The 23,179-nt window shown below is 70.6% G+C and carries 22 protein-coding genes and 3 pseudogenes; 15 read left to right on the forward strand and 10 right to left on the reverse strand.

Features of this window, described 5'->3' with window-relative positions; all coding sequences use genetic code 11:
• Positions 1–94 precede the first annotated feature (94 nt).
• Positions 95–799 (reverse strand): SDR family oxidoreductase, encoded by a 705-nt coding sequence (locus ACFTWP_RS27975; RefSeq protein ID WP_380267650.1) that lies wholly within the window; start codon positions 797–799, stop codon positions 95–97.
• A gap of 63 nt (positions 800–862) precedes the next feature.
• On the reverse strand, positions 863–1,912 hold the full coding sequence (locus ACFTWP_RS27980) for a ketoacyl-ACP synthase III family protein (protein WP_380267651.1): 1,050 nt from the start codon (positions 1,910–1,912) through the stop codon (positions 863–865).
• A gap of 276 nt (positions 1,913–2,188) precedes the next feature.
• Between ACFTWP_RS27980 and ACFTWP_RS27985 the strand changes: the two genes are divergently transcribed.
• The 9 genes from ACFTWP_RS27985 to ACFTWP_RS28025 all read left to right on the forward strand — a co-directional run bounded on the left by ACFTWP_RS27985 (position 2,189) and on the right by ACFTWP_RS28025 (position 9,204).
• Entirely contained in the window at positions 2,189–2,458 is a 270-nt protein-coding gene (locus tag ACFTWP_RS27985) for an acyl carrier protein (protein ID WP_380267652.1), read from the forward strand.
• Complete coding sequence (locus ACFTWP_RS27990; RefSeq protein ID WP_380267653.1) at positions 2,451–3,674, forward strand: beta-ketoacyl-[acyl-carrier-protein] synthase family protein; 1,224 nt, start codon at positions 2,451–2,453, stop codon at positions 3,672–3,674. The genes ACFTWP_RS27985 and ACFTWP_RS27990 overlap by 8 nt, the downstream gene beginning before the upstream one ends.
• Positions 3,671–4,840, forward strand: a complete 1,170-nt coding sequence (locus ACFTWP_RS27995) for a beta-ketoacyl synthase N-terminal-like domain-containing protein (protein WP_380267654.1) — start codon at positions 3,671–3,673, stop codon at positions 4,838–4,840. Before ACFTWP_RS27990 ends, ACFTWP_RS27995 begins: the two co-directional genes overlap by 4 nt.
• Positions 4,841–4,883: 43 nt before the next feature.
• Complete coding sequence (locus tag ACFTWP_RS28000; protein ID WP_380267655.1) at positions 4,884–5,864, forward strand: AfsA-related hotdog domain-containing protein; 981 nt, start codon at positions 4,884–4,886, stop codon at positions 5,862–5,864.
• Between the two features lie 31 nt (positions 5,865–5,895).
• Entirely contained in the window at positions 5,896–6,564 is a 669-nt protein-coding gene (locus tag ACFTWP_RS28005) for an HAD family hydrolase (protein ID WP_380267656.1), read from the forward strand.
• A 37-nt stretch (positions 6,565–6,601) separates the two neighbouring features.
• Entirely contained in the window at positions 6,602–7,804 is a 1,203-nt protein-coding gene (locus tag ACFTWP_RS28010) for a cytochrome P450 (RefSeq protein WP_380267658.1), read from the forward strand.
• 239 nt (positions 7,805–8,043) lie between these two features.
• Positions 8,044–8,799, forward strand: a complete 756-nt coding sequence (locus ACFTWP_RS28015) for a BTAD domain-containing putative transcriptional regulator (RefSeq protein ID WP_380267659.1) — start codon at positions 8,044–8,046, stop codon at positions 8,797–8,799.
• Positions 8,800–8,827: 28 nt separating this feature from the next.
• Positions 8,828–9,073: a hypothetical protein gene (locus ACFTWP_RS28020; protein WP_380267720.1), complete on the forward strand. Its 246-nt coding sequence runs from the start codon at positions 8,828–8,830 to the stop codon at positions 9,071–9,073.
• Positions 8,986–9,204 carry a hypothetical protein gene (locus tag ACFTWP_RS28025; RefSeq protein ID WP_380267717.1) on the forward strand — a complete coding sequence of 73 codons (219 nt, stop codon included), beginning with the start codon at positions 8,986–8,988 and terminating at the stop codon, positions 9,202–9,204. The genes ACFTWP_RS28020 and ACFTWP_RS28025 overlap by 88 nt, the downstream gene beginning before the upstream one ends.
• Before the next feature lie 260 nt (positions 9,205–9,464).
• On the opposite strand, the gene ACFTWP_RS28030 is transcribed toward ACFTWP_RS28025, so the two are convergent.
• On the reverse strand, positions 9,465–9,824 hold the full coding sequence (locus ACFTWP_RS28030) for an ArsR/SmtB family transcription factor (RefSeq protein ID WP_380267660.1): 360 nt from the start codon (positions 9,822–9,824) through the stop codon (positions 9,465–9,467).
• A gap of 144 nt (positions 9,825–9,968) precedes the next feature.
• Between ACFTWP_RS28030 and ACFTWP_RS28035 the strand changes: the two genes are divergently transcribed.
• The 4 genes from ACFTWP_RS28035 (at position 9,969) to ACFTWP_RS28050 (ending at position 15,627) form a co-directional block, all read left to right on the forward strand.
• Positions 9,969–11,549, forward strand: a complete 1,581-nt coding sequence (locus ACFTWP_RS28035; RefSeq protein ID WP_380267661.1) for an MFS transporter — start codon at positions 9,969–9,971, stop codon at positions 11,547–11,549.
• A 150-nt stretch (positions 11,550–11,699) separates the two neighbouring features.
• Positions 11,700–13,592 (forward strand): 2-oxoacid:acceptor oxidoreductase subunit alpha, encoded by a 1,893-nt coding sequence (locus tag ACFTWP_RS28040; RefSeq protein WP_380267662.1) that lies wholly within the window; start codon positions 11,700–11,702, stop codon positions 13,590–13,592.
• Positions 13,592–14,629: a 2-oxoacid:ferredoxin oxidoreductase subunit beta gene (locus ACFTWP_RS28045; RefSeq protein ID WP_380267663.1), complete on the forward strand. Its 1,038-nt coding sequence runs from the start codon at positions 13,592–13,594 to the stop codon at positions 14,627–14,629. Before ACFTWP_RS28040 ends, ACFTWP_RS28045 begins: the two co-directional genes overlap by 1 nt.
• Before the next feature lie 95 nt (positions 14,630–14,724).
• Positions 14,725–15,627, forward strand: coding sequence for a UbiA prenyltransferase family protein (locus tag ACFTWP_RS28050; RefSeq protein ID WP_380267664.1), 903 nt, complete (start codon positions 14,725–14,727; stop codon positions 15,625–15,627).
• Between the two features lie 14 nt (positions 15,628–15,641).
• On the opposite strand, the gene ACFTWP_RS28055 is transcribed toward ACFTWP_RS28050, so the two are convergent.
• From ACFTWP_RS28055 to ACFTWP_RS28070, 4 genes and pseudogenes are all read right to left on the reverse strand, one after another.
• Positions 15,642–16,286, reverse strand: a complete 645-nt coding sequence (locus ACFTWP_RS28055) for a response regulator (RefSeq protein WP_380267665.1) — start codon at positions 16,284–16,286, stop codon at positions 15,642–15,644.
• A 2-nt stretch (positions 16,287–16,288) separates the two neighbouring features.
• On the reverse strand, positions 16,289–17,386 hold the full coding sequence (locus ACFTWP_RS28060) for a sensor histidine kinase (RefSeq protein WP_380267667.1): 1,098 nt from the start codon (positions 17,384–17,386) through the stop codon (positions 16,289–16,291).
• A gap of 197 nt (positions 17,387–17,583) precedes the next feature.
• Positions 17,584–18,576, reverse strand: coding sequence for an MBL fold metallo-hydrolase (locus ACFTWP_RS28065; RefSeq protein WP_380267668.1), 993 nt, complete (start codon positions 18,574–18,576; stop codon positions 17,584–17,586).
• Between the two features lie 386 nt (positions 18,577–18,962).
• Positions 18,963–19,257 (reverse strand): annotated as a pseudogene (locus ACFTWP_RS28070) (transposase); the annotation flags it as partial.
• An 885-nt stretch (positions 19,258–20,142) separates the two neighbouring features.
• Here ACFTWP_RS28070 and ACFTWP_RS28075 point away from each other — a divergent pair.
• Positions 20,143–20,925: an oxidoreductase gene (locus ACFTWP_RS28075; protein ID WP_380267669.1), complete on the forward strand. Its 783-nt coding sequence runs from the start codon at positions 20,143–20,145 to the stop codon at positions 20,923–20,925.
• Here ACFTWP_RS28075 and ACFTWP_RS28080 read toward each other — a convergent pair.
• Positions 20,912–21,538, reverse strand: a pseudogene (locus ACFTWP_RS28080) (transposase); the annotation flags it as partial. The gene ACFTWP_RS28075 and the pseudogene ACFTWP_RS28080 sit on opposite strands and share 14 nt — an antisense overlap.
• Here ACFTWP_RS28080 and ACFTWP_RS28085 point away from each other — a divergent pair.
• Positions 21,538–21,807: pseudogene (locus tag ACFTWP_RS28085) on the forward strand (transposase); the annotation flags it as partial. The pseudogenes ACFTWP_RS28080 and ACFTWP_RS28085 sit on opposite strands and share 1 nt — an antisense overlap.
• 377 nt (positions 21,808–22,184) lie before the next feature.
• Here ACFTWP_RS28085 and ACFTWP_RS28090 read toward each other — a convergent pair.
• Positions 22,185–22,592, reverse strand: a complete 408-nt coding sequence (locus ACFTWP_RS28090) for a carbohydrate-binding module family 14 protein (RefSeq protein WP_380267670.1) — start codon at positions 22,590–22,592, stop codon at positions 22,185–22,187.
• A 15-nt stretch (positions 22,593–22,607) separates the two neighbouring features.
• Positions 22,608–23,087, reverse strand: coding sequence for a hypothetical protein (locus ACFTWP_RS28095; RefSeq protein WP_380267671.1), 480 nt, complete (start codon positions 23,085–23,087; stop codon positions 22,608–22,610).
• Positions 23,088–23,179 lie beyond the last annotated feature (92 nt).

The raw sequence follows: 23,179 nt of genomic DNA on the forward strand, positions 1-23,179 counted from the left end.
CGGTCCGGGCGGGATGGGGGCATCGACGACAGCGGGGCGGACGGGTGTCCGCCCCGGTCGTGCCCGGACCGGGAGTCTGAAGGGGGCCGTGGCGTCAGATGCCCATACCGATGCCGCCGCCGACCGGGAGGATCGCGCCGGTGATGTAACTGGCCTCCTCGCTGGCCAGGAAGCGCACGGCGGCGGCCACTTCGCGGTCGGTGCCGGGGCGGCCGAGCGGGGTCATCCTCATGGTGTCGCGCATCCGGCGGTCGGACAGCTTCCGGGTCATGTCGGTCTCGATGATGCCCGGGGCCACCAGGTTGACGGTGATTCCGCGCGGTCCCAACTCCCAGGCCAGTGAACGGGCGAAGCCCAGCAGCGCGGTCTTGCTGGCCGCGTAGTTGGTCTGGCCGGGGGAGCCGAGGAAGCTGAGCGCGGAGGAGAGCAGCACGATGCGGCCGCGCCGCTCGGTGAGCATGGTGGAGGCCGCGGCGCGCACAGTCCGGAACACGCCCCGCAGGTTGACCTCCAGCACCTCGTCGAAGGTCTTGTCGTCCATCCGCAGCAGCAGGGTGTCGCGTGTGATGCCGGCGTTGGCGATCAGTACCTCGACCGGGCCGTGCTCGCGGGCGACGGTCTCCAGCGCCTCGTCCACGGAGGTCTGGTCGGTGACCTCGCAGCGCACACCGAGGAAGCCCTCCGGGACATCGCCCCCGCGGTGGCCGACCGCGACCCGGTCGCCGTTCGCCGCCATCGCGTGGGCCACCGCCAGACCGATGCCGCGGTTGGCTCCGGTGATGAAGACTGAGCGTGACATGGTTCGCGGGTCGCCTTTCATGGGGTGGTCCTTCGGTGCGGCACACCGATGGAAGGGGCGCGGTCAGCGCGGTGGGGCCTGGACCAGCAGGCAGGACCAGGTGAACCCGGCCCCCGCGCTGAACACCAGAGCGGCCTCGCCGGGGGCGAGCAGGTCCGCCGTGAGCAGGTCCGCGAGGCCGGCCACCGCATCGCCCGCGCCGAGGTGGCCGGTGGTGCGGCCGAAGTCCAGCGGCTCGGCAGAGGTCTCCTCGGCCAGGACGGCGATCCAGGACTCCTGCAGGGTCTTGCGGCCGAAGCGGGGCAGCACCGCGTAGCGCAGCCGGGGGTCGCGCGGGTGCATGCCCGCGCCGTCCAGGGCGTCGGCGGTGATCGTGCGGATGCTGCGCCGGTTGACCTCGACGAACCGCTCGTTGCCGTGCTCGCGCAGGTAGGCGCGCTTGGTGACCCGCATGTCGACCCGGTCGCGCACGCCGCGCGAGACCGGCGCGAACGGATCGACGCCCCGGTGCATCGCCTCCAGATCCGAAGCGGCGGTGCTGGCCGTCGAGCGCAGCAGCAGCCCGTGGCCGGTCCCCGCGCCGGGGCCGCTGAGTACGACCGCCGTCCCGCCGTCGCCGTAGGCCACCCCGTAGTCGCTGGCCCAGCGGTCGAAGCCGGGCGCGGTGAAGCGGTCGGCGGTGGTGACCAGGGCGCGTCGGGGCGAGGCCCCGCCGCCGCTCGCGGTCAGGTACGTCGAGGCGAGCTGGACGGCGGTGCTGCCGCCGTTGCAGATCTGCTGGATGCCGACGGGCAGGGCGCGGTCGGCGCCGATCCGGTGCGCGATGTAGTGGGCGGGCGACCACAGGTCGTGCCCCTGGTAGTACATGCTCGCGTGGAGGACCAGGTCCAACTCCTTGGGCTCGATGCCGGCCGTCCTCAGGGCCCTGCCCGCGGCGGCCACCGCCATGTCGGGCGCCGTCTCCTCGACGGCGGCGGGGACGTCCTCGTGGCCGAGGTCCCGGGCGTGACGCGGCGTCAGCCGACCCTCCCGGACCGCGCGCTCGGCGCGGTCGCGTTCCTCGGGAAGCCACAGCGTCGCGGCCGTGATGCCCACCGGTTCCGCCAGCCTCATCCCCCGACCTCCTTCTGGCGTGCGCTCTGCCGACTCGTCCTGACCGAGTCTGCGGCGGGCGGATAGAAGCGGGTTAAAAGACGGCGTCGGCCGTCGGCCAGGATGGCCGGAATGCGCGGGTTCGGAGCATGCCACCTTCGACACACGGCCGCCTGCAACTATCGATGGGTTGCCCATTCGTCAGCTGCTGGATTCGAATGGTGGGGCACGCACCGACTGTCGGGGAACCGGTGGGACGGAAATTCTGCAACGGCACTCAGGCCGAGGAGAAGAGATATGACCAATCAACTTCCGGAAGAGATTCGGGAGAGGATCCGGGAAATCGTCGCCGAGATACTCGAGGCGGACCTCGCCGATCTCGACGACGAAAAGAGCTTCACCGATGATCTCGAAGCCGACTCGCTCCTGGTGATCGAGATCATCTCGCGCTTCGAGCGCGACCTGCACATCAAGATCCCCATGGACGACCTGTCCGAGCTGGACACCCTGCCCGAGGCGTACGAGCTCGTAGGCAGGCACTACGCGCCGGAGGCCGTAGGTGCCTAGCAGGGCTCCCCGGCGGGTCGTCGTCACCGGACTCGGGGCCGTCAGCGGCCTCGGGTTCGGGGCCAGGGAACTGATCGAGGGCATCCGGCAGGGCCGCACCGGGATCGGACCGGCCGAGCAGTTCGACCCGACCGGCTTCGATCACACGCTGGTCGGCGAGGTCCGCGGCTTCGACCCGTCGGAGCACCTGCACCGCACCGCCCCCGAACGCTGGGGGCGCAGCGGTCAGTTCGCCGCCGCCGCAGGCCGGATGGCCGTCGCCGATGCCGGTCTGGAGGCCGCGGAGGAACTCCTGGAGGAGGGCGTCAGCTGCTTCGGGACGACCAACGGTGAGTCCCAGGCGGTCGAGCACGCGGTGGCCCGGTGGGTGGCCGACGGGCCCGGATCGCTCGAACCGGAGCAGGTCGGGCGTACCTCGCCGGGGAGCATCGCCGGCGCGGTCTCGGCCGAGCTGGGTCTCACCGGCGAGGCGATCACCTTCGGCACGGCGTGCGCCGCCGGCAACTACGCCATCGGCTACGCCTACGACCTGATCCGTTCCGGCGAGGTCGACCTCGCCGTCTGCGGCGGCGCGGACGCCTCCAACCGGGCGACCCACGCGGGCTTCCACGCGCTCGGCGCACTCGCCGAGACCGTGCCGCGCCCCTTCGACGAGCACCGCGACGGCATCGTCACCGCCGAGGGCGGGGCGGCGCTCGTCCTGGAGCCGCTCGACGAGGCGCTGCGCCGGGGCGCCCGGATCTACGCCGAGGTGCTCGGCTACGGCATGACATGCGACGCCCAGCACATGACCAACCCCAACGCCGCGACCATCGCCGAGTGCGTGCGCATCGCGCACGCGAACGCGGGCGTCGCGCCCGGGGACGTCGACTACATCTGCGCCCACGGCACCGGCACCCGGGCCAACGACGTCACCGAGGTGCGCGCCGTGCGGGAGGTGTTCGGGCCGGTCCTGCCCCCGATCAGCTCCATCAAGTCGATGCTGGGACACACCATGGGCGCGGCCGCGGCCTTCGGTGCCCTGGTGTCCTGCGCCGCCCTGCACGAGGGGTTCCTGCCGCCGAGCGCGACGGTGCGCACGGTGGACCCGGAACTCGGTGAGGTGGACGTCGTCCCCCGCACCGCCCGGGCCGCCGCCCCCCGCGTCGTGCAGAACCACGGGTTCGCCTTCGGCGGCAACAACGCGGTCCTCCTGCTAGGGAAGGTCGGGACATGACCGGAACCAGTTTGCTCGCACCGGCGGGGTCCACCCGCCAGGCCGACCGGGAGGACCGGGCGCGGACCGTGCCGATCGACATCCTCGGCCACGGCGTGTTCAGCGCCGCCGGCTGCGGTACGGATGCGATCGCCGCCGCGCGGACCCGGCCACAGCCCCCGGCCGCGACGGGCGGACCGGGCGGGGGCTGGCCCGAGCTGGCCGTCCGGCCGGTGACGGGCTTCGATCCGGCGGCCGTCCTCGGCCGCAAGGGGCTGTCCCGGCTGTCCCGGACCGACCAGCTGGTCATGGCGGCCTGCACGCTCGCCACGGACGGGACCGCCGCCGCGCGGGTGGCAGCCCGTACCGGCATCGTGCTCGGCACCACCGTGGGCAGCACCGGCGCCCAGGAGGCGTTCTTCCGCGACACCTTCGTGCAGCACCGCCCGTACCTGGTCAACCCGTCGGCCTTCCCCGGCACGCTGATGAACTCGGCGGCAGGCCGGACCGCGATCCGGCTCGGCCTCACCGGCGTCAACGCGACCGTCGCCGGCGGCCCGCTCGCCGCCCTGCACGCCCTGCGGTACGCCCGCACCGCGCTGGTCAACGGCCACGCGGACCGGCTGCTGGCGGGCGGTGTCGAGGAGCTCTCCCAGGCAGCCGCCTGGGCCTGGCGGCAGAGCGGCGCGCTGCACCCGACGGCGGCCCTCGGCGAGGGCTGCGGGGTCTTCGTCCTGGAGCGGGCGGGCTCGGCGGACCAAGGCCGGAGCGTTGCGGGACAGCTGCTGGCCTGCGAGATCGGCTACGCCGACCCGGCCACCGAAGGCCCGCTCCGGGTGGCTCGCCGACTCGCCGCCGTCGTGCGCCGGGCCCTGCGACGCAGCGGCCTGCCGGCCGACGAGCCGGTGGCCGTCGCACCGGGGGCGGCGGCCAGGCGGGGCTGGTCCGCGGTCGAACGGCGGGCCCTCCGCGAGGCCCTCGGCGCCATCCCGGCGGACCGGCTGGTCCGCATCGACACCCTGCTCGGAGAGACGTACGGGGCGTCCGTCGCCCTGCAGTTGGCGGCCGTCCTGGCCCGCTGGCAGTCCGGGGCGGGCGCATCGCGGGAGCGTGCGGCCGTGCTCACCGCGGTCGGACCCGACGGGTCCATCGGCGCTGCGGTGATCGCCCGGCCCGACCCGCGCTGAGCTGCCGTCCACGCACGTCCACCGCACCGATCTGGAGAAACGCATGGAAAGCACGTCCCTGCTCACGCCGCCGGACCAGGACGGCGACGCGTCGGCCCCGCTGGCGTACGAGCAGACCGTCCCCCGGAGTCTGGTACACCGTTGGTCCCTCTCCGAGGTGTTCCTGACCGGATCGCGGGCGGTGGACGACCGGCGGTTCGAGGCCGCCGCCCAACTCCCGCTGTCCCACGGGTACTTCCGGGACCACCCGGGCCGCCTGGACCACCACGACGTGCTGCTGGTGCTGGAGGCCTGCCGGCAGTCCGTCACCGCCGCGGCCCACCTCCACCAAGGCGTCCCGGCCGCCACCACCTTCATGGTGACCGCCTGGTCCCTGGAGATCTCCGACCGGGACGCGCTGGAGTGCGGCACCCGCCCCGGCGAGCTGGCCATCGCCGGCGACGTCACCGGCCGGCACCAACGCGGTGGTCGGCTGCGCCGGCTGGAGTTCGCGATGGACCTCACCCTGGACGGCAGGCCGCTCGGCCACCTCACCATGGACGTCCGCTCGACCGCGACCGACCAGTACCACAGCCTGCGCTACATGCAGCGCGGCAGCGAGGTCCCGACCGCCTTCGGCCTGCCCGCCGACCCGCTGGGCGAGCCGGTCGACCCCCGAGCGGTGCGCCGCCGCGACCCGGTGAACGCCGTCCTCGACGACGTCCGCCGGGAGGGGACCGGGCTCCTCGCCGTGCTCAGCCCGCGCACCTTCCGCAATCGCAGCATGTACGACCACCCGTACGACCACGTCCCGGCCATGATCTTCAGCGAGGCCGCCCGCCAGTGTGCCCTGCTGCTCGCCGACGGCGCGGAGGGCGCGGGCCGGGTGCTGCGCCTGGACGGCTCCTTCGACCGCTTCGCCGAACTGGACCAGACCGTGCGGCTCACCGCCGCGCCGGACCCGGACCGCGGTGCCACCTCCTGCCTGATGCGGGCGGAGCAGGGCGGCGAGGCCGTGGCATCCGTCTCCGTCACCCTCGGCTGACCCCCTCCCCATCCCTTCCGGAAGGCACATCATGTCCAAGCTGTCCATGGTCTGGTTCGACTTCGGCGGCGTCCTGTCCCCGCCGCTGGAGCGCATCTACGAGGCGTACGAGGTCAAGACCGGTATCACCCCCCGTCAGCTCAAGGCCGCGATCAAGGGCGTCGCCGACGAGATGGGTCTGCCCACCATGGCGCCCGTCGAGGTCGGCGTGATCAGCGAGCCCGAGTGGGGCCGTCGGCTGGCCCGGGTGCTGGCCGGGCAGAATCCCGGCATCGACCTCGCCCGGGCCGAGCTGGAGACCTTCGGCCGACAGTGGTTCGACGGCGTTCAGGCCAACCCGGTGATGGTCCGGGCGTACCGCCACATCCAGGAGAACGGGGTGCGCACCGGCGTCCTGTCCAACAACGTCACCGAGTGGGGCCCGTACTGGAAGGCGATCATCGCCCCGGTCGGCGAGGTCGACGTCCTCATCGACTCCTCCGAGATCGGTCACCGCAAGCCCGACCCGGAGATCTTCGACATCGCCTCCAAGCTCGCCGGCGTGCCCGCCGCCGAGTGCCTGCTCATCGACGACGTCGAGGAGAACCTCGCCGCCGCCCGCGCCCAGGGCTGGCAGACGGTGCTCTTCCGGACCGACGAGCAGGCCCTCGCCGACCTGCGCGCCGCGACCGGCCAGGCCGGTCTCACCGACCTGCTCTGATCCCGGCCCGGCCGGACTTCCTGAAGGAGCCACCCGCATGAGCATCTCGTTCGACACGTCCGTCTCGGTCACGGACATCCCAGGTCTGGACCCGACCCCGCTGTACACGCCGGTCGCCGAGCGCTCGGCCGGCGGTCTGCCGCAGATCGCGCTGCCCAGCGGCCACACCGCGGTGCACCTGACCCGCTACGCGGACGTGCACAAGGCACTGACCGACCCGACCTACGGCCGGACCGAGACCAACGTCGACGGCGGCCCGACCTTCTTCCCCACCACCCTGCCGCCCGAGATGCTGATCAACCTGGACGGCCAGGACCACTCCCGGCTGCGCCGGTTCGTCACTGCGGACTACAGCGCCAACGCGGTCGCCAAGCTGCGCCCGTACCTGGACGAGGCGATCACCCGCAGCTTCGCCGAGCTGCGCGCCCAGGAACGGCCCGACCTGTACGCCGCCGTCCTGGACCGGGTGCCGATCGATCTGACCTGCCGCTTCCTCGGCATCCCGGTGGAGGACGTACCGTACTTCCGCCCGCACTCCCGAACCATCCAGATGGCCCTGCACGACGACGTACCGCAGCTGGTGGAGGACTTCTTCACCGCGTACAACTACGTCGCCGACATGGTCGCCGGCAAGCGCCCGTACGTCCCGGGCGGCCTGATCGAGAAGTTCATCCAGGGCCGCGACGAGACCGAGCCGCCGCTGGAGGACAGGGAGCTGGTCGGCATCATCTTCACCGCCGTGGTGTCGGTGGACCAGAACGTCCTGTCGGTGCTGGCCAAGGCCGCCCACGTGCTGCTCAACGCCCCGAGCCTGTGGCAGCGTGCCGTCGCCGACCCGGAGATCGTGCCGCAGCTGGTCGAGGAGATCATTCGGCTGGTTCCGCTGGGCCGGATATCCACCTTCCCGCGGGTCGCCCACCGGGAGGTGGTGACCTCCGAGGGCACCATCCAGGTCGGCGACATCGTGTACGCGGACGCCTTCCTGGCCAACCGCGACCCCGAGGTGTACGAGAACCCGCTGGTCATCGACCCGGACCGGAAGGGCAGGCGCCACCTCCAGTTCGGCTACGGCATGCACCACTGCCTCGGCGCGGCGCTGGCCCGCCTGGAGATCACCGAGATCCTCGGCCGGCTGGTCCGCGACTTCCCGTCCCTGAAGCCGGACGGCAACCCGGCCGACCTGATCTGGGACGAGGGAGCGGTGCTGCGCCGTCCGACCGCGATGCCGGTGCGCTGGTGACCGCACGGTGCCGGCCGGGGCACACGCCTCCCGGATAGCCGCCCCGGGCCCCGTCCGCCGGCAGGCGGGGCCCGGGCGGGTCACCCGGACATGTTCCTTTGGACGTAACCGGAGCGACACCTGAGGAGCAGATCCATCGAGTCCCGCGGTTCGCGGACGGACATTTTCTGAACACCGGTTGCGGGCCGGGCGAGATCCCGACCATGCGCGGGAATCACGGGGGAGACATGTCGGATGTCATGCGTGTTGATGTTCTGGGAACACTCGGATTCCGGTTCGCCGGCCAGGTCTTCGCACTCCGCGGGCCGAAGCTGCGGAAGGTTCTCGCCCTGCTGGCCCTCCATGCGAACGAGGACGTGAACATTGACGTTCTGGCTCATGAACTGTGGGGGGAGAATCAGCCCGCCACCGCCGTCATGACCGTCCGGACGCACATTTACCACCTGCGGAGATGGTTCTCCGCCCTCCCGGCCACGGCGGAATGCAAGCCGCACATCGTCAGCCAGCCGTACGGCTACCGGCTGGAGATTCCCGAGGAAAGCGTGGACGCCAGGGTGTTCCGGCTGCTCTTCGCCCGCGGGCAGGATCTGCTGGACGCCGGCCAGCTGGACGCGGCCGCCGACCTCTTCGGCCGGGCGCTCGCGCTGTGGCGCGGCCCGGTGCTCGCCGACGTGCGGCACGGCGCCGTGATCGAGCAACTCGCCGCCGAACTCGGCGGCCTGCGCGACCGGGCGATCGAGCATCGGCTGGCGACGGACCTCGAACGCGGGCGCCACCGGGACGTCGTCGACGAACTGCGGGTGCTGGTCGCGGCCCAGCCGTTCAACGAGTGGCGGCACGCTCAGCTGATCCGGGCCCTGCACGGTGCGGGCCGGCGGGCCGAGGCGCTGGGGGCCTACCAGTCGCTGCGCACCCTGCTCAACCGCGAACTCGGCGTGGAGCCGTCCGGAGACGTCCAGCGGCTCCGCGGCGAGATCCTCCGAGGGGTCGCATGACCTCCAGTGCAGGAAGGACGGGACACGCATGATCGAGGAGCTGCCGTCGGAGCCGGCCGTCGGCGCCGACTCGTTCGACACCGTGCAGGACACGGCCCTCTTTCCGGAGGAGGAGCAGTGGGCCGCGCCCACGGCCACCGGCCGGCGAGCCCGGTTCACGACAATCCGCGACTGCGCCCGGCAGGGATGGTCCGGCTCGGCCTACCACCCGCCCCCGTGCTGCGCGGCCCGTCCGGCGAGCCGGTCTGGCCGCGCGGGCTCATCGGCAGCATGACCCACACCCGTGGCTACCATGCCGCGGTGGTCGCCCCCTCGCGCAGCATCCTGGCGATCGGCGTCGACGCGGAGCCGAACCAACGGCTGCGCACCGAGGACATGCTGCCGCTGGGTCTCGCTCGCCGCTGAGCGCGTGTGGGTCGAGGCGCTGCTCGTCCGAAGTCCCGACGTGAGCTGGGACCGGCTGCTGTTCAGCGCGAAGGAGTCCGTCTACAAGGCCTGCTTCCCGATGGTCGGGCCGCTGGGCTTCGAGGACGCGCTGATCACGGTGGACCCGCCGGCCGGTACCTTCCGGGCCCGGGTCAGATTGCCCGGGCCCGGAAGGTACGGCTCCCGCTCGACCCCGCTCATGGGCCGGTGGCTCGCCCGGGACGGCCTGATCCTGACTGCTATGGTGCTTCGGCGTCCGCGTCGGCCTGCGCCGTTTCCGGCGTGGCCGAGGGGTTTTGGCTGATCAGGTCGAGCAGCCCGGGGAAGCGCGCCTCGAGGTCCTCCCGGCGCAGGTGCGCCTTCCTGCTGTTGCCCCGGTTGATCTGCTGGACCAGCCCGGACTCGCGCAGGACCCGGAAGTGGTGGCTGAGGGTGGATTTGGACACCCCGAACCCGAAGGACAGGCAGGTCCGTTCGGTGCCGTCCGGCAGGGCCGCGAAGTCCTGGATCACCTTGTACCGCAAGGGGTCTGACAAGGCGTTCAGGATCACGGGCAGCTCCATCTCGTCCCGGCTGGGGTGGCCTTCCGCGTCAACCATCTCTCCGTCTCCTTGTTGCTCGTTGGCCATGCCGTGGCCAGACCAGGTTGCACTTGCATAGTACCTATCCGCCATGTCAACCTTAGGTTCGACAAGAACCGAACCTAAGGTTCGGAGCCCTCCGGAACGGGAGCTTTCCCAACCATGGCTGCACAGACCGAATCCCCCGTTGTCGGGGAAGAGGACGGACCCCAGACGTCAGGTCCCCAGCGGCAGACGCTGATCCTGGTCGCCGTCCTGCTGGCCATCTTCGTCGTCCCCACGTCCATCTCCGGGACCGGTGTGGCGCTGCCGTACATCGGCTCCGACCTGGACGCCAATCTGGTACCCCTGCAGTGGGTCGTCAACGCCTTCAACGTGGCGTTCGCCTGCTTCACCCTCGCCTGGGGGTCCATCGCCGACATCATCGGCCGCGTCCGTGCCTTCGCCGTCGGCGCCACGATCTACGCGGTCGCCTCGTTGATCAGTGTGTTCGCCGTGAACGTGATCCTGCTGGACATCGCCCGCGCCCTCGCCGGCATCGGTGGCGCCGCGATCTTCGCCTGCGGTGCGGCGCTGCTGTCCACCGTCTTCGAAGGCCCCGCCCGCGGCAGGGCGTTCGCCCTCTTCGGCACCGTCGCCGGTATCGGCGTCTCCTTCGGCCCGTCCCTGTCCGGCGTGCTGATCGAGAGCGCCGGCTGGCGCTGGGTGTTCGCCGTCCACGTGATCGTGCTGGGCCTCGTCCTGCTCAGCGTTCCGACGATGAGCCGCGCCGTCAAGGAGACCCGCACCGAGGGCGCGCGCGTCGACGTGGTCGGCTCCGCCCTGTTCATCCTTGCCATGCTGCTGCTCACCACCGGCATCGCCCAGGGCTCCCAGTGGGGCTGGGCCAGCCCGGGTGTGCTCGGCCTGTTCGCCGGCACGATCGTCGCCCTCGCCGTCTTCGCCGCCGTGGAGAAGCGCAAGGAGCACCCGATGCTCGACCTGAGCATCGTCGCCAACCGCCGCTTCCTGGCGCTCTGCCTGGTGCCGGTGGCCGGCTCCTTCGGCTTCGTCACCATGCTGACCTACCTGCCCAGCTACCTGACCGCCACCGGCGGTTACTCCAGCGGCACGGCCGGTTTGATCATGTTGCTGCTCACCGTTCCGATGCTGGTCTTCCCGCTCCTCGCCGCCAAGCTCGTCGCCAAGGGCACCTCCGCGATGGGCATCATCTACCTGAGCCTGGTCTTCCTGGTGATCGGCGTCGGCGGCCTCGAACTCTTCAAGCCCGACGTCAACCTCGCGCTGGTCGCCCTGCCGATGCTCATCATCGGCGCCGGCTACGCCCTCGCGGCGGGCCTCGTCGACGGCCAGGCCCTGGAGCTCGTCGCTCCGGAGCGCGCGGGTATGGCCGCCGGCTTCCTCAACACCATGCGCCTCGGCAGCGAGGCCATCGCGGTTGCGATCTACGGCTCGCTGCTCGCCACCGTCATCACCAACAAGGCCCAGGACGGCATCGCCGGATACGCCGGTGTCGGTGACCCGGCGACCATCGCCGGCACCGTCGCCAGCGGCAATGTCTCCGGCCCTGCCGAGGCCGTCGCCGAGGCGCAGCGCGGCAGCTTCACCGACCTCCTGGTCACCGCGTACGACGGCGCCTTCCACACCGTCCTGTGGGTGCTCGGCGGCATCTGCCTGGCGCTGCTCGTGCTCATCGTCGCGCTCCTGAGCGGCCGCAAGACCGACGCGGCGTCCGCCAACTGACCACGCGGCCGCTCCGCTCCGGAGCGGCAACCGCGGCCCCTCCCGGGGGGGGCGGCCCCCACCCCCGGGGCGCCCCCCGACCGGACCCACAGTCGGCCAGGGCATCCGTCGGACCTGTCCGACCTGATCCGCAACGTAGGGAGAACACCCGTGACCGGCATCGAGCAGCAGGACCTGGTCTCCACCGCGAGCGGATCCAAGCCGATCCGGCGGCTGGACCGGGTGATCATCCGGTTCGCCGGCGACTCCGGCGACGGCATGCAGCTCACCGGTGACCGCTTCACCTCGGAGACGGCCTCCTTCGGCAACGACCTCTCCACGCTGCCGAACTTCCCGGCCGAGATCCGGGCCCCCGCGGGCACGCTGCCGGGTGTGTCGTCGTTCCAGCTGCACTTCGCCGACCACGACATCCTCACCCCCGGCGACGCGCCGAACGTGCTGGTCGCGATGAACCCGGCGGCGCTCAGGGCCAACCTGGCCGACCTGCCGCGCGGGGCCGAAATCATCGCCAACACCGACGAGTTCACCAAGCGGGCACTGGCGAAGGTCGGGTACGCCGCCGACCCGCTGGGTGACGGCTCGCTGGAGGCGTACCACGTGCACCGGGTGCCGCTGACCTCGCTCACGCTGGAGGCGCTGAAGGACTCCGGCCTGGCCCGCAAGGACGCCGAGCGGGCGAAGAACATATTCGCGCTCGGGCTGCTGTCCTGGATGTACCACCGGCCCACCCACGGCACCGAGGCGTTCCTGCTGCAGAAGTTCGCCAGGAAGCCGGACATCGCCGAGGCCAATATCACGGCGTTCAGGGCGGGTTGGAACTTCGGTGAGACCACCGAGGACTTCGCGGTCTCCTACGAGGTGGCCCCGGCGCGGCTGCCGGAGGGCACCTACCGCAACATCTCCGGCAACCTCGCGCTCTCCTACGGCCTGATCGCGGCCGGGCAGTGCTCCGGCCTGCCGGTCTTCCTCGGCTCGTACCCGATCACCCCGGCCTCGGACATCCTGCACGAGCTGTCCCGGCACAAGAACTTCGACGTCCGCACCTTCCAGGCGGAGGACGAGATCGCCGGGATCGGTGCCGCGCTCGGTGCCGCCTTCGGCGGGGCGCTGGGCGTCACCACTACCTCGGGCCCCGGCGTGGCGCTGAAGTCGGAGACCATCGGCCTGGCCGTCTCGCTCGAACTCCCGCTGCTGGTGGTCGACGTCCAGCGCGGCGGCCCGTCCACCGGGCTGCCGACCAAGACCGAGCAGGCGGACCTGCTGCAGGCGATGTTCGGGCGCAACGGCGAGGCGCCGGTGCCGATCGTGGCCCCGGCCACCCCGGCTGACTGCTTCGCCGCCGCGCTGGAGGCGGCCCGGATCGCGGTCACCTACCGCACCCCGGTCTTCCTGCTCTCGGACGGCTACCTGGCCAACGGCTCGGAGCCCTGGCGGATCCCGGCGGTGGACGAACTCCCGCTGATCGAACCGGACTTCGCCACCGGACCGAACCACGACGGCGAGTTCTGGCCGTACCAGCGCGACCCGGCGACGCTGGCCCGCCCCTGGGCGGTGCCCGGCACGGCGGGCCTGGAGCACCGGATCGGCGGGATCGAGAAGCAGGACGGTACCGGGAACATCTCCTACGACCCGGCCAACCACGACTTCATGGTCCGCACCCGGCAGGCCAAGATCGACGGGATCGACGTCCCCGACCTGACGGTGGACGACCCGACCGGCAGCGCCCGGGTGCTGGTGCTCGGCTGGGGCTCGACCTACGGGCCGATCACCGCGGCCGTCCGGCGGTTCCGGGCGGACGGCGGCGAGGTCGCCCAGACCCACCTGCGCCACCTCAACCCCTTCCCGGCCAACCTGGGTTCGATTCTCGAGGCGTACGACAAGGTGATCGTGCCGGAGATGAACCTCGGCCAGCTCGCCCTGCTGCTGCGCGCCAGGTACCTGGTGGACGCCGAGTCCTACAACCAGGTGCGCGGGCTGCCGTTCAAGGCGGCCCAGCTGGCCGACGTGCTGTCCGCCGCCATCGGCGCTCTGGAGGAGAAGTGATGGAGAGCCTTCGACTGGTCCCCAATGCCGAGGCGCTGCAGACCGCCAAGGAGTTCAAGACCGACCAGGAGGTGCGCTGGTGCCCGGGCTGCGGGGACTACGCGATCCTCGCCGCCGTCCAGGCCTTCATGCCCGAGCTGGGCATCCGTCGGGAGAACACCGTGTTCGTCTCGGGGATCGGCTGCTCCTCCCGCTTCCCGTACTACATGAACACCTACGGGATGCACTCGATCCACGGACGCGCCCCGGCGATCGCCACCGGACTGGCCGCCTCCAGGCGGGACCTTTCGGTCTGGGTGGTGACGGGCGACGGCGACGCGCTGTCGATCGGCGGCAACCACCTGATCCACGCGCTGCGACGGAACGTCAACCTGAAGATCCTGCTGTTCAACAACCGGATCTACGGTCTGACCAAGGGGCAGTACTCGCCTACCAGCGAGGTCGGGAAGATCACCAAGTCCACCCCGATGGGCTCGCTCGACCACCCGTTCAACCCGCTCTCGCTGGCGATCGGGGCCGAGGCCACCTTCGTCGCCCGCACCATCGACTCGGACCGCCAGCACCTGCAGTCGGTGCTCCGGGCCGCCGCCGAGCACCAGGGCACCGCGCTGGTGGAGATCTACCAGAACTGCAACATCTTCAACGACAACGCCTTCGAGGTGCTGAAGGACCCGGGAACTAGGGACGAGGCACTGATCCGGCTGGAGCACGGGCAGCCGGTCACCTTCGCCGGCCGGGGCGTCTTCCGGGACGCGGCCGGCGAGCTGTACGTCGCGCCGCTCACTGAGGCGAACCAGGCGGACGTGCTGGTGCACGACGCCCACCACGCCAACCCGGCGCTCGCCTTCGCGCTGTCCCGGATCGCCGACACCGACACCCTGCACCACACTCCGATCGGCGTGCTCCGCTCGGTCGAACGCCCGGTCTACGACGATCTGATGAGCAATCAGCTCGACCAGGCCGTGCAGCGGCAGGGCCAGGGCGACCTGGGCGCCCTGCTGACCGGCAAGGACACCTGGACGGTGCAGGCCTCCTGATGAACCAGACAACCCAGGACCTGCAGTCCCGAGCGCGAGGTGCGAGGGAGGGCTCGAACCAGGGCCCTGACCCGGCCGCGTCCTGGAGCTTCGCCATGACTGCCGGCCCGCTCACCGACCCGCCTCCGGTCCCGTCCCCCCTCTCGGCGGCCCGCTACTGCCTCGCCGAGTCCCGGCCGGTGGTGCAGGTCGTCTTCCTGATGCGGTTCCTGGTCGGGGCCGTGTGTGTGACGTCCGGCACCGACAACTGGTCAGGGCCCGGCGTGGTGCTCGGTGGGGTGGCGATGACCTGCGCGGTCACCGCCGCCTACCTGCTGAACGGCGTGATGGACATCGCCGAGGACCGGGTGAACGGGTCTCGACGCCCGATCGCCCGGGGCGCCCTGCCGGTCCGGGTGGCGGTCGGCGTGGTGGGGCTGCTCTCCGGCGTTGCCCTGCTCTTGTCGGCTTTCGTACCAGGGGAGTTCTGGCTCGTCGCTCTCACGCTCTTCCTGGGCTACGCCTACTCGGTGCGGCCGCTGGCCGCGAAACGGCGGACGGCGACCAGCGCCGTCGCGGTGATCACGACGGGACTCTCCAGCTACCTGGCGGGCGCGGTCTCCGCCGCCGGCGAGATCCCCATCGGCGCCCTGGTGTTCTGCGGCCTGCTGGCCCTGTGGATGGGCTTCGTGGGCGCCGTCACCAAGGACCTCGGCGACATCGCCGGCGACCGGGCGGGGGGCCGGCGCACCATCGCCGTGGTGTACAGCGAGCGGACGGCCCGACTGTTCGCCGCGGTCTCGGCCGTCGTCCTGGGAACGGCCGGACTGCTGCTGGGCCTGTGCGCCGAGCTCGTGCTGCTGGCGGGGGCGCTCCCGCTGGCCCTGGGAGCCGGCTGGGTCGCGGCGCGCTGCCTGCAGCCGGACGCGAACCAGGCCCGCGGCCCGTACCGAGCGTTCATGGTCACTCAGTACGCGGCGAACGCGGGCTTGGCCGCCGGTCTACTCGCCGGGGGGTGATCCCGATCCGCTGCTCACCGACCGATCAGTCGCGCGGACAGGGCCTTGTTCACCGCGTCGAGCCGGGTGGTGGCCTCCAGCTTGGCGAAGATGTTCCGCAGGTGCCGCTTGACGGTGCCCTCGGTGATGCCGAGCTGCCGCCCGATCTTCCGGTTACTCATGGCCTCGGCCACACACTCGAGTACTTCCAACTCGCGCGAGGTGAGCACGTTCTGGACCTCGGGCCGCTCGACCGGGCGCGGTGGCCGAGCGGTGGGCCGCTGCGGGGTGAACAGCGTGGTGCCCCCGGCGACGGCGCTGCGCACCGCGGCGACCAGCACCTCCCGGGTGGCCGACTTGTGCAGGTAGCCCAGGGCACCCTCGGCGAGCAGAGCGTGCACCATCTCGTCGTCGTCGTGCATGGTCAGGACGACGACCCGGGTGCCAGGGACGGCCGCCGTCAGCTGCCGGACGGTCTCCAACGGTCCCGGGCCGGGCATTTCGAGGTCGAGCAGGATGACGTCGGGCCGGAGCTCGACTGCCTGACGGACGGTCATCGGACCGTCCCCCGCCTCGCCCACGATCGTGATGTCGGGTTCCCAGGCCAGCAGGTTGCACAGCGCCGTCCGGAGCAGGACATGGTCGTCGGCTACGAGCAAGCGGATCTGAGTGTCACTCATAATCACTCTGTGCCCGAGTTGTTGGCGTCCGGGACGGGTATGAAGAACCGGATCAGGGTGCCCTTTCCGCCAAGGTTGGTGACCGACAGAATGCCGCCCATGGCGGTGATCCGCTCGCGCATGGAGATCATGCCGTTGCCGTGCCGGAACTGTGCGGTGGAGACGTCGACGCCCTTGCCGTTGTCGGTGACGCGGACGCGGAGCACGTCGGTGCCGAAGCTCGCCTCCACCCGGATGTCGGTGGCGGCCGAGTGCCGGTAGGCGTTGCGCAGACATTCCCGGATGACCAGGAAGATCTCGTCGTGGTGGAGCGGGGTCAGCTGCGCGGTACTGCCCTCGACCTGGATGTCGACCGTCGTCCCGGCCGGTCGGGACAGTTCGATGTAATCCAGCAGCCGGGTGTGGAAGTTGGTGCGGCTGCGCGGCGCGCGCAGGCCGTTCACCAGTTCCCGGACGAACCCGAAGGTGTCCTGGAGCGCGGCTTTGACCTCCTCGACCCGGGCGAGTCCGGGTCGGGAGCTGCCCGCCTCGAGCTCGTGGAGTTCGAGGGAGCGCATGGCCAGGGCGAGGCTGCCGCCGATCCGGTCGTGGAGCTCCCGTGCCAGCCGGGCGCGTTCGGCGGAGCTGATCGGGTCGACCCCGCAGGGCTGGAAGGCGTCGTAGCCAATCAGGGCCGCTCGCACCCGGCTGCCGATGCTCTGGTGCAGGGTCTTCACCGCGCGCTGCATCCGAACGAGCAGCACGTCGTGGGGAAGGTCGGCCATCAGGGCCGGCAGGGCGTCAAGGACGACGCCGGTGAGGATTTGCGCGGCCCGCAGCGACTCCATCGCGGGGATGTGCTGGAGTGCGCGTCGGGCACCGAGCTCCAGGGAGAGGAACTCCGCGTCCAACTGCGCGGGCAGCTCGTCGCACGGTCCATGGATGGCTCTGACGCAGTCGGCCAGGATCTCGCGGGCCTGCTGCTCGCACTCCGCCCACACGGTCTCGTCCAGGACGAGGAGACTGTTCGCGGCGCGGAGCGCCTCCGCGTAGGACGCGATGGCCGAGTCGACGACCTGCTGGAGTCCGCAGGCTTCGGAAGCGGATGGTGTGGCTAACAAGAAATTCCCCCCATTCGTTCACGATCAGCTCTTCGCGCCAGCCTACGCCGACCACGACCGAGCGGTCCTGTTCGATCCTAAGCGCAACAACGCTGCTGCCTGCCAACTGGATGTTAAGGATTGGGTATGTACCGCATCGGAGGTCAACCGGCCCCGGAGGGGGGCGTGTTGGGCCGTGCGCGCGACGCTCGACAATGTCACCTCGCCACGTCGAGCGCCTCCCAGCGACGCTGCGAACCGTCCGTGACGACGCGGCCGAACAGCACGTCGGCGAAGTGTCCACCGAAACCCAGGGTGTCCGGCGCGGAGAGCTCCCGCAGGATCTTCAGACGGGAGTCCACCGAGATGTCCCGGGCGGAGTCCACCAGGACCCGCCACCGCGGACGTTCCACCTGCACGGCACTGTGCAGGGCGTCACCGATGACGACGAGCCGCCGCCCGCCGGACGTGATGATGTACGAGGTGTGACCGAGGGTGTGGCCCGGGGTGTTCCAGGCCGTCACGCCCGGGAAGATCTCCTGGCCGTCCGCCGCGCCGATTGCGTGCTTCTGCAGGTGCCGGGCCGCGGCGGCGGAGGGTGCCCCGTGCCAACCGCGCCACTCGGTGGCTGAGGTGACGAACCGCGCGGAACCGAACAGCAGTCCTGACCCTGTCTCGGCGGGGGCGAAGGCTCCACCCACGTGGTCCTCGTGGAGATGGGTGAACGCGATGGTGTCGACAGCCTCGGGAGCCAGGCCGTGCACGGTCAGGCTCTCCGGCAGCCGTCCCCCTTCCTCGGCACCGAGAAAGGGGTAACTGTCGGCCGGCGCCGTGCGGCGCGGCCCGTACCCGGTGTCGATGAGCAGCGCCCGGCCCTTGAACTCGACCAGCAGGCTGCCGACCGAGGCGGTCAGACAGCCGTCCCGGTCGAGATGTTCGGCATGCCGCTGCCAGTCGCCGTCGCCGGTCTCCGGAAACCATGCACGGGGGATCAGCTGGACGAAACCGTCCGGCAGATAAGTGAGACGGTGCTCGCCGAACTCGAGCGTGCGGGCGGGGGAGATCCGGCGGAGCCGCTCGCCCCTCTCCGCCTCGACGGCCTTCGGGGAATTGGCCGACTGTTGCGGGTGCAGAGCATGTTCAACCACATCGATCACGGTAGATGGATCGGCCCCCACAATCAACGTGATTCCAGTTGGGATGGGGGTCACACGTGGTCGAACTACACATCGTGCGAAGGAGTTTGGCCACTTGCCGGCATTCCGGCCACTCGGTGGCGGGCGTGGCGACGGCGATCCAGGCGCGCAGGGCGGGGATGCGGTGAGACTGACGGGTGCGTTGCTGGCGGGGTGTGGGGCGGTGGTGCAGGCGTTGGGGCGCGGGTCATTCATGCGCTGCTGGCGTCGGTGGTGGCGGGGACCTACTGGCCGCAGGGCCAGTGGACGGCGGACGGGTCGGGTGCGGTGAGCGATCACTGGCGGCTTGATCTGTCCGGGGTCGAGCATGCGGACTGGGCCGGTCCGCCGCCGTTGCACGCGCCGATCTTCTCGCTGCCGTAGTCGACTGAGCCTTTCCCCGGAACGTGGACACCGGAGTTTCATGCGGCGAGGGTGATCCTACGGGGCGCCGCTGTCTGCTGTTCGAACTGGATCGGGCTGACGTGGCCGAGTGTGGAGTGGCGTCGGCGGAGGTTGTAGGGAGATCCAGCGGAACACGTCCAGCCTCGCCCGATGCTGGTCGGCCCATCGCAATCCGTGCATCAACTCCCTTTTCAGCGAGGCGAAGAAGCTCTCCGCGGCGGCGTTGTCGTAGCTGGAGCCGACCTTCCCCATGCTTCGCCGGATCCCGTGGCGCCGGCAGGCGTCCGCGAACTCGGCCGAGCCGTATGGGGCGTCGTGTCGTGTCGTCTCTTCGGAGGAGGTGTCAGGGTGCCGTCGGTGATGGGGCTGCTGGAGGAACGTGAGCGGGTCGCCCGGCAGCGGGTGGAGGCTCTCCAGGCCGACTTGCGGGAGGCGGAGGCCGCGTGGGAGCGGTTCGTGATCGCCCGTGAGACGGTGGCCGAGGTCCTGACGGAGCCTCGCGAGGATGAGGAGGTTCAGCCGGTCGTGGCGTCCGGCGAACGGCGACTGGGGTCGCGGCGGCGGTGCCAGGTTCGGTGGTGCCGGTGTGACGGGACGGGCTCGATGCCGGCGTTCTGGCGCCGGACTACCGGCGGATCATGAAGATCCTGGCCGACCCCGGGCGCTCGGGCGGTGCGGCGATGGTCTGCCGGCAGGTCGCAGTGGCGCTCGGACTGGCGGCGGTCCCACGCGCGGAAGTCCCCGGGCATCGCCCTCCAGGTGATGCCGCCCGCGACCAGGTAGCGCACCGCGTCGACCAATTGCCGGTGGCAATAGCCCTCGGGCTGCCTGCCGCGGCCTTCCAGTCACCCCGGCACCGGCATCGCGTCGCGCACGATCGCGCACTCCGCGTCCGTCATGTCCGAGGGATGCCTCGGTCGTCTGTGCGGCTGGTCCCCGGCATTCCCGAACCGGTGCGCGAGACAGTCACACTCCCGGGCAGCCAAGTTGGAGCCGGCCGGCGCAAGGGCGTACAACAGCGACAACAGGGCCTTCTGGCGGGCTCAGGGTCTCGACAACCCCGAGCTGCACCAGAGGCCCTGCCTTCATGCCCGGCAGCAGGAAAGATCACCCGACTGAGCTGATCCACTCGAACTCACGTTCGTCAGGATCGGTACGACAACGGCTTCTCATTCAAATATGTTCAAGGAGTCTGACATGGAACTCGATCTCGCCGGGAAGACCGCGGTCATCACCGGGGCCAGCCGAGGCGTGGGCCTCGCGATCACACGGCAGCTCGTCTCCGAGGGGGTCCGCGTGGTGGGTGCGGCCCGCACGATCACGGCCGAGCTGAAGGAGGCCGGCGCCCACCCGGTTGCGGTCGACCTGAGCATGCCGGAAGGCGCCGAGGCGTTGGGGGTGCAGGCGCTCGCGGAACTCGGCGGGGTGGATATCCTGGTCAACAACCTGGGCGGCGGCGACACGTTCACCCTCAACGGGTTCCTCGCGACCGACGACGCCCTGTGGGCGCAGAGCTTCGAGGTCAACCTGTTCGGCACGGTCCGGGTCACCCGCCAGCTGCTGCCGAGTCTCCTGGAGCGCCGCGGTTCGGTGGTGAACATCTCGTCGATGAGCGCACGCCTGCCGGGCACGGGCCCGATCGAGTACGGCGCCGCGAAGGCGGGGCTCAACGCGTTCGGTAAGGCACTGTCCGAGGAGTTCGGCCCCCAGGGTGTACGTGTGAACACTGTCTCTCCCGGTCCGACGCGTACCGGTATGTGGGAGGACCCCGACGGCTTCGGTGCCCGCCTCGCAGAGGCGAACGGTGTCGGGCACCGCGACTTCGTGGCCGGGGTGCCCGCGGCGATGGGCATGACCACCGGCCGCATGGTCGAGGCCGACGAGGTCGCGGCCGTCGTCGCGTTTCTAGTCTCGGACCGTGCGGCAAGCGTCACCGGCGCTGATTACGTCGTCGAGGGCGGCGGCATCAAGACGGTGTGAGCGACTGGCGTGCTGGGGCGGTGAGGAGACGTCCGCCCCAGCGCAGGCCCGTCTCGCTGCGGACGCGGGCGCGTTCACGTCGTTGCGCGGCCAAGACGTCGGAGTTCCGGGCATTCTCGTTGCGCCAGCGCAGGTACCGGTGCAACTCCCTTGTCTGAACAGTGTGGTTGGGGTGATGGGAGTTGGCGAGGGTGAACTGTCGCAGTGGCCCGAAGTGCGCCTGGACCGGGTTCGCCCAGGACGCGTTCGTCGGGGTGGAGCACAGCTCGACCTTGTTCTAGGTTGCCCGGCGCAGGATGCGCGCGTTCTTGTGGGCGGAGAGGTTGTCCAGGTCACGTAGATCGGGGCGCCGTCGGGACGTGCTGACCGGATGGTCTTGAGCGCGGCCCAGGTCGGAGCGATGCCCTTGCGGCGCCGGTTGATGCCCCAAAGCGCGTCATCGCCGCTCGAGTAACAGCCGTGGAAATAGGCGACCCCGTGGGTGCGGTGGTAGGTCGCTGGCAACCGGTCGGGCCTGCCCTCTCTGGGCCCAGCAGGCCCCGCCGGTCGGGCGGATGCCGAGCGGCCCGAACTTGTCGAAGGCGAAGGTGCGATCGGGGCGCTCGGTGCGGGCGCTGCCGGGATGCAGGGATCGGCGACGAGGTCGAGTTCGCCATCAAGGTCCAGCTCGCGAGGGCGATGGTCCGCCGTGCGATCGACGACCGGATCCCGTTTCGCTGGGTGACGGCGGACGCGGGTTACGGCTACAGCAAGAGCTGGCGCTTCGAACTGGAGCAGGCCGACGTCTTCCACGTGGTGGCCACCACACGGCACGACACCGTTGTCACCTGGCAGGCAATGGACCACCGGCTCCACGACCTGGTCGCCGACCTGCCGCGGCAAAGTGGAGGCCAACTCCGAGTTGTCGTCCGCGTCGAACCAGGTGGCGGACGGTTCCCCGTGCCGGCCACCGGCCCGGTAGTCGAGTCCGATCCAGCAAGGCCCGTCACCCGAGACCAGCACCACAGGGGCGGGGAGGTTCCACTCTTCGACCAGGTACGGGCTGTCCAGCAGGGAGATCGTTCGCTCGCGGTGGCCGATGCCCAGCACGCTGTCGAAGGGGACGTGGTCGGCACTCCATGAGGTCGGCCTGCTCGGGGGGAAAGCATTCCGGCTGCTCGTGACTGACAGGCGATCTTGACCGTTTGCCATGCGACCTTGACCGGTCTGGTCGGACAGCCGTCCCGGCAACGCACTACTGGACCCACCCGGGGTCGGCATCAATACGGCAAGGGCTTGACGATGGTGTGCGTGATGACCTGCCCCTGGATGTGCTTGGTCTCCAGCCGCTGTGTTCCCTCCGAGCCCAGCGAGGCGGACCGTCGCCCGCTGCGGCTCTGGCCCGCAGGGGGCTCCCAGCCTGCCGCCTCGGGGTAGTTGCAGGTGAGCAGCTCGGTGTCCCAGTGCAGCCCGGCGGGGCAGTCGAAAAGGTAGGCGGTGCCGTTGCTGCATTCCCAGAACTTCTCCGGGACGTCGGCCGGGTAGTACTGCTGATCACCGGGGCACGGCTTGGTCACGTACTGCGGCTGCTCGGCCGCCACGGCTTGCGGCACGGCCGCCACGCCCAGCAGCAGGCCGGCCACCGCCGACGCCGTCAGTGCCCGTCGAACCACCGTCTTCACCGACATCGAATTCTCCTCAGGTCAGGTCAGGTCAGGTGCGGGGCCGGCCTGGACGCCGGCGCCGATCAAGATCGATCGACTGGCCCAACGACATCCCGCCCGCACGGTCACGGCCCTGTCGCACCCTTTGATCCCGCTGTCCTCTGACAGGTGATCGTGACCGATTGCCAGGTGAGTTCGACTGCCGAGCGGACGCCCGGGTTCAGCGGCAGAGTTCAGCGATGTTGTCTTCGAAGTCGGGCCGGCAAGGTGCGAGACCGGCAGTTGTTCGACTTGGGCGTATCGGCGGATCGCCGTGAAGAGCGCGGGTTTGTCTGCGGCCTTCGTGAAGCTGCGTTTGGGCTTCTTGCGGTCCGCGGATCTCTGTCGCACCAGGTCGGACGGAGCCCGTTCGAGAACGTCTTGCCTGGTCGCGAGGTCCTCGTCGTGGCTTGCCAAGGCGGTGAGAGGGACGAGGGTTTCGGGCTCTCGCGGCCACAGCAGGGCCAGCAGCTCGGCCACCGCGACCCTCCGATCGGCCGGCTGAGCACGGTGGGTGTGCTCGCAGTCCACCGGATACGTCGCATCAGGAAACCGTGCGACCAGTACGTGCC

This window comes from Kitasatospora sp. NPDC057015 (assembly GCF_042673745.1).
GTDB lineage: Bacteria > Actinomycetota > Actinomycetes > Streptomycetales > Streptomycetaceae > Kitasatospora.

Excerpts from the sequence above, each read along its gene's own strand:
- ACFTWP_RS28000 (WP_380267655.1), top strand. The coding sequence starts at position 4,884 with ATGGAAAGCACGTCCCTGCTCACGCCGCCGGACCAGGACGGCGACGCG.
- ACFTWP_RS28015 (WP_380267659.1), top strand. The coding sequence starts at position 8,044 with ATGCGTGTTGATGTTCTGGGAACACTCGGATTCCGGTTCGCCGGCCAG.
- ACFTWP_RS28030 (WP_380267660.1), bottom strand. The coding sequence starts at position 9,824 with ATGGTTGACGCGGAAGGCCACCCCAGCCGGGACGAGATGGAGCTGCCC.
- ACFTWP_RS28020 (WP_380267720.1), top strand. The coding sequence starts at position 8,828 with ATGATCGAGGAGCTGCCGTCGGAGCCGGCCGTCGGCGCCGACTCGTTC.
- ACFTWP_RS28050 (WP_380267664.1), top strand. The coding sequence starts at position 14,725 with ATGACTGCCGGCCCGCTCACCGACCCGCCTCCGGTCCCGTCCCCCCTC.
- ACFTWP_RS28010 (WP_380267658.1), top strand. The coding sequence starts at position 6,602 with ATGAGCATCTCGTTCGACACGTCCGTCTCGGTCACGGACATCCCAGGT.
- ACFTWP_RS27995 (WP_380267654.1), top strand. The coding sequence starts at position 3,671 with ATGACCGGAACCAGTTTGCTCGCACCGGCGGGGTCCACCCGCCAGGCC.
- ACFTWP_RS28055 (WP_380267665.1), bottom strand. The coding sequence starts at position 16,286 with ATGAGTGACACTCAGATCCGCTTGCTCGTAGCCGACGACCATGTCCTG.
- ACFTWP_RS28045 (WP_380267663.1), top strand. The coding sequence starts at position 13,592 with ATGGAGAGCCTTCGACTGGTCCCCAATGCCGAGGCGCTGCAGACCGCC.
- ACFTWP_RS28075 (WP_380267669.1), top strand. The coding sequence starts at position 20,143 with ATGGAACTCGATCTCGCCGGGAAGACCGCGGTCATCACCGGGGCCAGC.
- ACFTWP_RS28035 (WP_380267661.1), top strand. The coding sequence starts at position 9,969 with ATGGCTGCACAGACCGAATCCCCCGTTGTCGGGGAAGAGGACGGACCC.
- ACFTWP_RS28090 (WP_380267670.1), bottom strand. The coding sequence starts at position 22,592 with ATGTCGGTGAAGACGGTGGTTCGACGGGCACTGACGGCGTCGGCGGTG.
- ACFTWP_RS27980 (WP_380267651.1), bottom strand. The coding sequence starts at position 1,912 with ATGAGGCTGGCGGAACCGGTGGGCATCACGGCCGCGACGCTGTGGCTT.
- ACFTWP_RS27985 (WP_380267652.1), top strand. The coding sequence starts at position 2,189 with ATGACCAATCAACTTCCGGAAGAGATTCGGGAGAGGATCCGGGAAATC.
- ACFTWP_RS28005 (WP_380267656.1), top strand. The coding sequence starts at position 5,896 with ATGTCCAAGCTGTCCATGGTCTGGTTCGACTTCGGCGGCGTCCTGTCC.
- ACFTWP_RS27975 (WP_380267650.1), bottom strand. The coding sequence starts at position 799 with ATGTCACGCTCAGTCTTCATCACCGGAGCCAACCGCGGCATCGGTCTG.
- ACFTWP_RS28025 (WP_380267717.1), top strand. The coding sequence starts at position 8,986 with ATGGTCCGGCTCGGCCTACCACCCGCCCCCGTGCTGCGCGGCCCGTCC.